Source organism: Pedobacter sp. (assembly GCF_045628745.1).
GTDB lineage: Bacteria > Bacteroidota > Bacteroidia > Sphingobacteriales > Sphingobacteriaceae > Pedobacter.
In genome coordinates, this window is the sequence record NZ_JAZQPU010000447.1 from 1 (window position 1) to 8800 (window position 8800).

An 8800-nucleotide genomic window follows, 5' to 3' on the forward strand; every position below is an offset into this window, starting at 1 on the left:
TATTTTCTGGAATTTCTTCCACTTTTAATCGGGCTAATTTCAAATGTACAAACAGGCTGAAATAGAGTTGTACGAGTAAACAAAATACTAAAATGCCGAGCAGGCAGGCTTCAATTAACGTTAATTCCACGGTTATATTTATAAAAGTGCTAAATCTCTGTTTTTTATTCTTTAATGTTCTACAATGTTGATAAAATAATAAGGCGGTTAATCCCTCCTTTTTTCCTACTTTTGGCAGATTTTAGTGAAGAGCATTCAGATATATGAAATTTACCCTAGAGGCGAAAGATACAAATTCCAAAGCAAGAGCCGGCACCATTACTACAGCACACGGCGACATACAAACCCCCATTTTCATGCCTGTAGGTACTGCGGGAACGGTTAAAGCGGTACATCAGCGCGAATTGAAAAACGACATTGATGCGAAAATAATTTTAGGTAACACCTATCATTTATACTTACGCCCAGGATTGGACATCATTGAAAGAGCTGGTGGATTACATAATTTTATCGGTTGGGACCGTCCAATTTTAACAGATAGCGGTGGTTACCAGGTTTATTCTTTGAGTAAAGTAAGAAAAATTAAAGAAGAAGGAGTTACTTTCCGCTCTCATATTGATGGCTCTAAACATTTGTTTACACCAGAATATGCTATGGATATTCAGCGCACCATTGGTGCCGACATTATCATGGCCTTTGATGAATGTACACCCTATCCATGTGATTATAAATATGCAGCAGCATCAATCAACATGACCCACCGTTGGTTAAAACGCTGCTGTACGCGTTTTGACACGACTGAACCTAAATATGGTTTCGACCAAACCTTATTCCCTATCGTACAAGGTTCTGTTTATAAGGACTTAAGAAAGAAATCAGCAGAATTTATTGCGGGCATGAACCGCGAAGGAAATGCTATCGGCGGACTATCCGTAGGTGAACCTGCAGAGGAAATGTATGCCATGACTGAAATAGTATGCGACATTTTACCTTATGAAAAACCGCGTTATTTAATGGGAGTAGGTACGCCGGTGAATCTTTTAGAGAACATTGCCCTTGGTGTAGATATGTTTGACTGCGTTATGCCAACCAGAAATGCCAGAAACGGGATGCTTTTTACAAGAAATGGTATCATCAACATTGGCAATAAAAAATGGGCAGACGATTTTTCTCCACTTGATGCAGAAAGTGATCTTTATGCAGACCAGGTTTATTCTAAAGCCTATTTAAGGCACCTGATGCACTCTAAGGAAATCCTTGGCGCACAAATTGCCACCTTGCACAACCTTCACTTCTATTTATGGTTAGTGAAAACTGCACGTGAAAAGATCGTTAGCGGCGAGTTTTATGCATGGAAGAACAAAATGGTAACTATATTAGGGAATAAATTATAAATGAACATCTTCAAAAACAGATTCAAAATAATCGACTATTACATTATAAGTAAGTACCTGGGTACCTTTATCTATACCCTGACTATCTTTGTGGTGATTATAGTGATCTTTGATTTGTCGGAGAAGTTAGACGATTTTTTGGGTAATAACATGAGTATGTGGGAAGTATTTACCCTCTACTACGCAGGATCAATCCCTTTCTACGTCAACATGTTATCACCCTTAATCAATTTTATTGCGGTAATTTTCTTTACCGCAAAAATGGCTGATCAAACGGAAATTGTACCTATTTTAAGTGGCGGAGTGAGCTTTAACCGCTTCCTGCGCCCCTATTTCTTTTCAGCTTTTATCATCTTCAGTGCCAACCTGGTGGCCAACCTCTACATCCTTCCGTATACCAATCAAATTAAAAACAATTTTGAGAATGTATACATGAAAAAGATGTCGTCCAAAAGCAAGCAGAACATCCACATGAAACTGGATGATAATACGTATATCTACATCGAAAGCTTCGATAACCGCACCAAATCTGGTTTCCGCTTTATGCTGGACAACTTTAAAGGTGATGTGTTAACGAAAAAGCTTGTGGCTGATGAGATTAAATGGGATTCTCTAAAAAGATCATGGCAGCTCACCAATTACACCATTAGGAATGTCAATGGGCTGAAGGAGACCTTTATAACTGGTGCTGCCACTAAAAAAGATACCGTTCTGGACATGAGACCTGATGATTTCTCGGTATATGAGAACATTTTTGAAAACCTGAGCAATAAGGAATTATCTGAAAAGATCAGGAAAGAAAGAACCAGGGGATCAGGTGTAATGAACGACTTGCTTTTTGAACAATATAAACGCTATTTACAGCCCTTGTCGGCCTTCGTACTCACCTTGATAGGTGTTGCCCTTTCTTCAAGAAAAGTACGCGGAGGCGTAGGTATATCACTCGGGATAGGTATATTCATTAGCTTTGCTTATATTGTAGTAGACCGTTTTGCCAAGATGTTTTCCATTAAAGGGGGTATTCCACCCTTGCTTGCAGTATTGTTACCTACTGTATTTTTCGGGCTTCTGGGCCTCTATTTATTAAAAAAAGCACCAAAATAACATGCCTGAGACTGCAGTTTCATCGTCAAATAAAAACCTTTTCATTCTTCACTTTACTGTTTTCATCTGGGGATTTACAGGCATCCTGGGCGCCTTAATTTCTATAAATGCCGTGCAGATGGTATGGTACCGCGTATTAATTGCAACAGCAACGTTGTTTTTGTATTTCATGCTCAGCAAAACCAGCATTAAAGTAACCAAAAAGCAGTTCCTGCAGTACTTTTTCACAGGGAGTATCGTAGCCTTACATTGGGTGTTATTTTTCCATGCCATCAAGGTTTCTACTGTTTCTGTAACCTTGGTTTGCTTATCATCCTTCACGCTATTCACAGCAATTCTTGAACCTTTAATCAAGAAAAAAGCCATCCATAAAGGCGATATTTTCATCGGATTGGTGATCATCCTGGGCATTTATCTGATTTTTAAATTCGAAAGTCAATATACGCTGGGCATCATTTCCGGCCTTTCAGCCGCCCTTGCATCGACCATATTTTCTATCATCAACTCTACATTAATCCACCAAAGTGAGGCCAAAATTATTGGCTTTTACGAGATGGCAGGAGCCCTTTTCTGGATCACTTTATACCGTTTAGCGGATGGAACTTTACTCCACGAAACCTTTGACATCAGTCTTCATGACTGGCTTTACTTAACGATTTTAGGTACTATTTGTACGGCTTTAGCCTACGTTGCAGGGGTATCTGTAATGCGTACTTTATCTGCATTTCGCGTTGCTTTAATCACAAACTTAGAGCCTGTTTACGGCATCATCATAGCCTTCATTTTCTTTGGCAGCAAGGAAACAATGACCCCAGGATTTTACATGGGAGCGGTGCTTATTTTGGGTGCAGTTTTCCTTTATCCAATCTATAAAAAACGTCAAAGTAAAGGCTAGTTTTCAGCCACAAAAACGTTGTTAAATTTCATTACAAATCTTCAATATTTACACCCTTTTTCAGTGTGTAAATAGTGGTACTTCCACCTATTTATACACTATATTGCGTTGGCCATTTTATCTTTTAAGCACCCACTTATCACCAATAATTGGAAGTACATCACCAATTTTCAATTCAATTTTTACTCGCTGACTACTTGGATATCCTTAAGGGTATGCTTGTATCCACCTTGCTATCACAGCACATCCAATCCACGGTGAGTCCACACTCAGTCCACCCTTTGTTCGGCAATATGTGGACTCACTGTGGACTCATGGTGGACTCACTGTGGACTCACCAATAGCTGACAAGCATTAGTCTCCATGACATCCAATTGAATTGTTCCTTATTTAGTTCTTGCATTAAAATACAGGTAAGCTCAGGCTAAAAAACGTATCAATCTTTAAGCTATAAATTGAAAGAATTAGTTCAAACCTTAAAGCAACAGCAGGTCGTTTATTCTAAAAATAAGCAAGTCAGTTCAAGAATAAAAGTCAGTTTTCCAATGTAATTTTAACAAGCCAAGTTAGTGTTATAGGAGCCTGTAGCCTAAACAAAGACCTGTGTGATCTTGTTAAAAAGAGGCGTCAACAACAACTGCTGCACTAGAAATTCACAAGCTAAAGCCTAAAAAACCACCCCCCTAAAATCGCTTAAAATTGAGTAAATCATGCTTAAAAAAATAAAAAAAATGATAAAATAATTTGTGTAGATTTGGGGTAAACAGGGCAGATACAAGGTTACAATAGTGTATAATATTGAGAAATCTTAGAGAATAATAAACCACGTTTAACAAGCGGTAAAAAACCAGGATAAACCCTCTTTTGATACACCAAATAAATATTTAATAAACTCAATACACTACATAAAACTACCTATATAACAATACTTTACAAATTTTACCTCATTTTTATGATGATCTTTTTTCAAAAAATAATTACTGAAAAAACTAATATAATTAGTATATGAATTATAAAGACCAAATTATTCATCATAATAAATTATATATCAGTTGTTTATATTTTCTCACATTAACTTTTATTTCACATCCTGTTTTCTCACAAATCTTTCCCAGTGAGCAGAACCCCCTTAGTGTAAAGTGGCGGCAAATTGACCACCGCGGGTTTAAACTCATTTACCCTATAGAACTCGAGAAAGAAGCGCAGCGGATGGCTAACACCATTCCTTATATTTTTCCGATGGAAGGTGCCAGTCTAGGCGTGCAGCAAACCACCCTCCCTATCATCCTTCAAAACCGTGGTGTCATTGCCAATGGCTTTGTGCAACTGGCACCAAGAAAGTCAGAATTCTTTACTACACCACCACAGTATTTTGACAGCCAGGACTGGCTCAACAACCTTGCTGTTCATGAGCTTAGGCATGTGGCACAATACGACAAACTCACCCATCATACCGCCGTTCCATTGGTAGAAGAAATTTACCTTGCCTGGATGGGTGCCAGCATTCCACTCTGGTTCTTTGAGGGCGATGCGGTAAGTACAGAAACGTCGCTCACCAACGCCGGCCGTGGTCGCCAGCCCTCCTGGATTATGCCTTACAGAACACTGCTGCTGGAAGGTAAAAGGCTGTCTTATAGCAAGGCAAATTTCGGATCCCAGAAAGACATTACTCCGGGCTATTATCAACTCGGCTACCTGCTCACTTCAGAGATCAGGAGAAACTTTGGAAGGAACATTTTTGATAGTTTGCTGACAGACATCAGGAAGCGTCCCCTCCGCCCCTACCCCTTTGCCGGAAGCTTAAAAAAAATCACTCAAAAAACGGGAAAACAATGGTTCGATTCCACCCAAATTTCCCTACAAAAACAATGGCAGGAACAGGATAAAAATAACACCTCCACAACCTATGAAATTCTAAATAAAAAAGCCACTTATGCAACCAATTATTTCCTGCCCCAAAGACTAGAAAATGGCAGCATTTTAACCCTTAAACAAAGTAAAGCAGAGACGGCACATTTTGTGGAAATCGATAGCAATAAAAAAGAAAAACAATGGTTCGGTATTGGGTATCAGGAACAGCCCTGGTTTAGCTATGCCAATGGAAAATTAGTGTGGGATGAAATCAGGAATGATCCCAGATTTGGACAACGCAGTTACAGCGTTATTTGTGTGTATGACCGCAGCACAAAAAAAGTACGGAAGCTTCAAGCACGAAGCCGCTTGTTCTCCCCAGCGCTATCTGCAGACGGCACAAAAGTGATTGCTGTAGAAATTGACCTGAGTAATCAGTCGACCTTAGTGGAGCTGGAAGTGGCCACAGGAAAAACTCTTTTCCGCTACCCTAATCCGGAGAACCTGATTTTACAAAGTCCGGCTTTTCATCCTGATGGAAAACGCATCACTTATGTCAGCGTCAGCGAAAAAGGCAAAGCTATCTGGATGAGTGGAAAAAACCGGGTACCACAGCAATTAACAACAGAAACGAATCAACAGCTCAACCGGCCGCAGTTCCTCTCTTCAGGAATCGCATTTAACGCCCATTACAGCGGACTTGATAATATTTACTACATTGACACCACCACAAAGGAGATAAGCGCGCTGAGCGAAGCTAAATACGGCGCTTTTAACGCTTCATTTTCGACAAAAAGCAAAGAACTTCTTTTTAACGATTATAATGCCGAAGGTTATCAGATTGCGCACAGCACTTTCAACCCTCAAAAAATACAAGCTGATCAATTTGTTTTTTTTGGCGAGCCCGCCCGTGTACAGGAAAATACGGGGAATGTTTTTCTGAAAACGCCCGACAGTAATTTCGTATCCAAAACTTATGGTAAATTTAGTCACTTGCTCAATTTCCACAGCTTGACCCCTGTGGTAGAAAATGAGTATACCGGCGGCTTACAATTTAAATCGCATAACCTGCTTAACACTTTTGAAGTTTTAGCGGGCGCCAATTACCACAGCGATCTTAAGCGTTTTGAATACAAGGCAAGTGTAAGTGTAAAAAGCTTGTACCCAATTTTGACTGTGAACTATGAGAACAGACCTGTGCGAACTTTTTACACCCAAAACAAAATTACCAGACAAGGCGACTGGCGGGAAAATTATATCAAGCTGAATGCGATGATCCCTGTAAACCTGAATGCGCTGGATGATTATTATAATTTTGCCTTTAACATAGGTACCAGTTTGACTAAAAGATACATGCCTGAAAACCTGCCTGCAAACTTTATCACGTCGTTAAACTTCCCCATGGATTACCGTTTTACCTTTAGCCATGGAAAAAGACAGGCAGAGAGGGATATAGCGCCCCGCTGGTCGCAGATCATCAGGCTTAAATACATCCACCAACCTTTTGATGAGCAGCTGGCAGGGGAGCTCTTTTCTATCGAAAACTTCTTTTACACCCCCGGCTTCATGAAAAACCATTCTTTTTTGGTTAACTTCAATTACCAGCAAGCCAGTGGCATCAGACGATATAACACAGAGATCAACAAAGTTTATGGCTACAACAACATTTTAGCGAAAACTAAATTGAGCAATACTTTGTTGTTTAACTACAGATTTCCTTTTGCTTTTCCAGATGCTGAAGTGGGTCCTTTAGTTTATATCAGAAATTTGAGGGCAACGTTATTTTGTCATTATGAGAACATTGGCCAGGAAACCAATTTTGCAGAACCCAAGACTTATGGTTTTGAACTGCGTAGCAGCATGAACCTTTTACGTTATGAACCCATCGTTGATTTAGGGGCGAGAGTGGTATTCGTCAATAAAGTGTACCACCAAAACCCTATCTTGGAACTAATTTTTAATTATAGCTTTTAATTATGCGCACCAAAACGATTTTTATCATCCTGTTCACGGCCATTTTCACCATCTTTTTAATGATCAATACTGATGCTGTGAATTTCGATTTTATATTTTTTGAGAAACGAATATCTAAACTACTGGTCGTGGGTGTTTTTACCCTCCTTGGTTTTATTTTAGGCTATTGGGCAGCCAAACCAAAAACTGTGGTCAGTACTTACGATCATAAGTTTGATGATGAGTCAGAAAATACTGACCACAGGAATACATTGAGTCCGGAAGACAGGGATTACATTAGTTAAGCTCGTCATCACAAACCACAGGTTCGTGGATAGCATAAGAAAACTTAATGGTTGCTGATCTTTCCAGGATGTTAGCTACTGAGCAATACTTTTCAAAAGTGAGGGCAAGGGCACGTTCAACTTTTTGAATGTTCAAATCGCCAAAAAGGTCGAAATGAATGTTAATTACATCAAAAATTGGGGGTGTATCCTCAATTTTTCTATTTGCCTTAATACTAATTTTAATGTCTGTTAATGCTTCTTTTTGTTTAGAAAGAACGTTAACCATATCAATACCGCTACATCCCCCTAGGCCAACGAGTAACATTTCCATAGGTCTGAACCCTTTCCCTTCTCCTCCAATCTCTGGCTTAGCGTCTAGCTCTACAGTTTGGCCAGTTGCATTCGTCGCTTCAAAATTGAATTTGTTGTTTTTACGTATTAAATTGATTTCCATATACTGAACTAAACGTTGTAAAATACTTTATATTTTTTCTCGAGGCTGGGTAACTGCACTTTATGCGTAAATACGGCATATACGGTAGACCCACTCCCACTCATCAGGGAAAAGATTGCACCAGCATGATAAAGTTCAGTTTTTATAGCTTCTATTTCTGGATGAAATTTACCTACTGAGGCTTCAAAATCGTTCTTAATCCCTTGTTTCCAATGTTCTACAGGCAAATGTATGAAATCTTTTAAGGAGGTTTCAGGCTTTTTTGGAATTATACTAGCGTAGGCATTTACCGTAGAGACATGGATAGGTGGTTTCACCAAAACCAGGTAATACGCTTCTAAAGAAATAGTTAAATCTTCTAATTCATCACCAATACCCCGGGCAAACATGGGTTTGTTCTCTATAAAAAACGGACAGTCGGCACCCAGCTGTCTGGCATAGGCTTGTAAGACCTCGTTAGAAAGTTGGAGTTTAAATTTATCGTTGACCAGTTTAAGCAAAAATGCGGCATCAGAAGAGCCGCCACCTAAACCCGCACCTATAGGAATATTTTTAAGCAAAGTAATTTGCTGTGGGGGCAAATCAAAATCTTTCGCCAGCATGTCAAAAGCTTTTAAACATAGGTTATCGGCTTCATTGCCTGGCACAGCCATACCTTTTACAATGCAATGGGTATGTTTGGCATCAGTGATCTCCACCACATCGTAAAGTTTGACCGGATAAAATACGGTTTCGAGCAGATGGTAGCCATCAGCTCGTTTTTCGGTAACGTTTAATCCAATATTGATTTTAGCATTGGCAAATGCGAGCATGTGAGTGTATTTATACTGGCAAATATGAAATAATATTTGTTGATCCTGTG

General features: G+C 39.4%; 7 protein-coding genes. 5 read left to right on the plus strand and 2 right to left on the minus strand.

The window, feature by feature from the left end:
* The first annotated feature begins 263 nt into the window (after positions 1–263).
* The 5 genes from tgt (at position 264) to ACR2F7_RS16275 (ending at position 7502) form a co-directional block, all read left to right on the plus strand.
* Positions 264–1394: a tRNA guanosine(34) transglycosylase Tgt gene (gene tgt / locus ACR2F7_RS16255; protein WP_432714593.1), complete on the plus strand. Its 1131-nt coding sequence runs from the start codon at positions 264–266 to the stop codon at positions 1392–1394.
* A complete protein-coding gene (locus tag ACR2F7_RS16260; RefSeq protein WP_432714594.1) occupies positions 1395–2498 on the plus strand; it encodes an LptF/LptG family permease in 1104 nt (367 codons plus the stop codon).
* A gap of 1 nt (position 2499) precedes the next feature.
* Positions 2500–3393, plus strand: a complete 894-nt coding sequence (locus tag ACR2F7_RS16265; RefSeq protein WP_432714595.1) for a DMT family transporter — start codon at positions 2500–2502, stop codon at positions 3391–3393.
* Positions 3394–4398: 1005 nt separating this feature from the next.
* Complete coding sequence (locus tag ACR2F7_RS16270; protein ID WP_432714596.1) at positions 4399–7218, plus strand: TolB family protein; 2820 nt, start codon at positions 4399–4401, stop codon at positions 7216–7218.
* 2 nt (positions 7219–7220) lie between these two features.
* Positions 7221–7502 carry a hypothetical protein gene (locus tag ACR2F7_RS16275; protein ID WP_432714597.1) on the plus strand — a complete coding sequence of 94 codons (282 nt, stop codon included), beginning with the start codon at positions 7221–7223 and terminating at the stop codon, positions 7500–7502.
* On the opposite strand, the gene ACR2F7_RS16280 is transcribed toward ACR2F7_RS16275, so the two are convergent.
* Positions 7495–7938 (minus strand): OsmC family protein, encoded by a 444-nt coding sequence (locus ACR2F7_RS16280; protein ID WP_432714598.1) that lies wholly within the window; start codon positions 7936–7938, stop codon positions 7495–7497. The two genes, ACR2F7_RS16275 and ACR2F7_RS16280, sit on opposite strands and share 8 nt — an antisense overlap.
* 8 nt (positions 7939–7946) lie before the next feature.
* A partial coding sequence (gene ispE / locus ACR2F7_RS16285; RefSeq protein ID WP_432714599.1) for a 4-(cytidine 5'-diphospho)-2-C-methyl-D-erythritol kinase occupies positions 7947–8800 on the minus strand: 854 nt, incomplete at its 5' end.

Coding starts and splice junctions, on each gene's coding strand:
- ACR2F7_RS16270 (WP_432714596.1), top strand. CDS start 4,399: ATGAATTATAAAGACCAAATTATTCATCATAATAAATTATATATCAGT.
- ACR2F7_RS16260 (WP_432714594.1), top strand. CDS start 1,395: ATGAACATCTTCAAAAACAGATTCAAAATAATCGACTATTACATTATA.
- tgt (WP_432714593.1), top strand. CDS start 264: ATGAAATTTACCCTAGAGGCGAAAGATACAAATTCCAAAGCAAGAGCC.
- ACR2F7_RS16265 (WP_432714595.1), top strand. CDS start 2,500: ATGCCTGAGACTGCAGTTTCATCGTCAAATAAAAACCTTTTCATTCTT.
- ACR2F7_RS16280 (WP_432714598.1), bottom strand. CDS start 7,938: ATGGAAATCAATTTAATACGTAAAAACAACAAATTCAATTTTGAAGCG.
- ACR2F7_RS16275 (WP_432714597.1), top strand. CDS start 7,221: ATGCGCACCAAAACGATTTTTATCATCCTGTTCACGGCCATTTTCACC.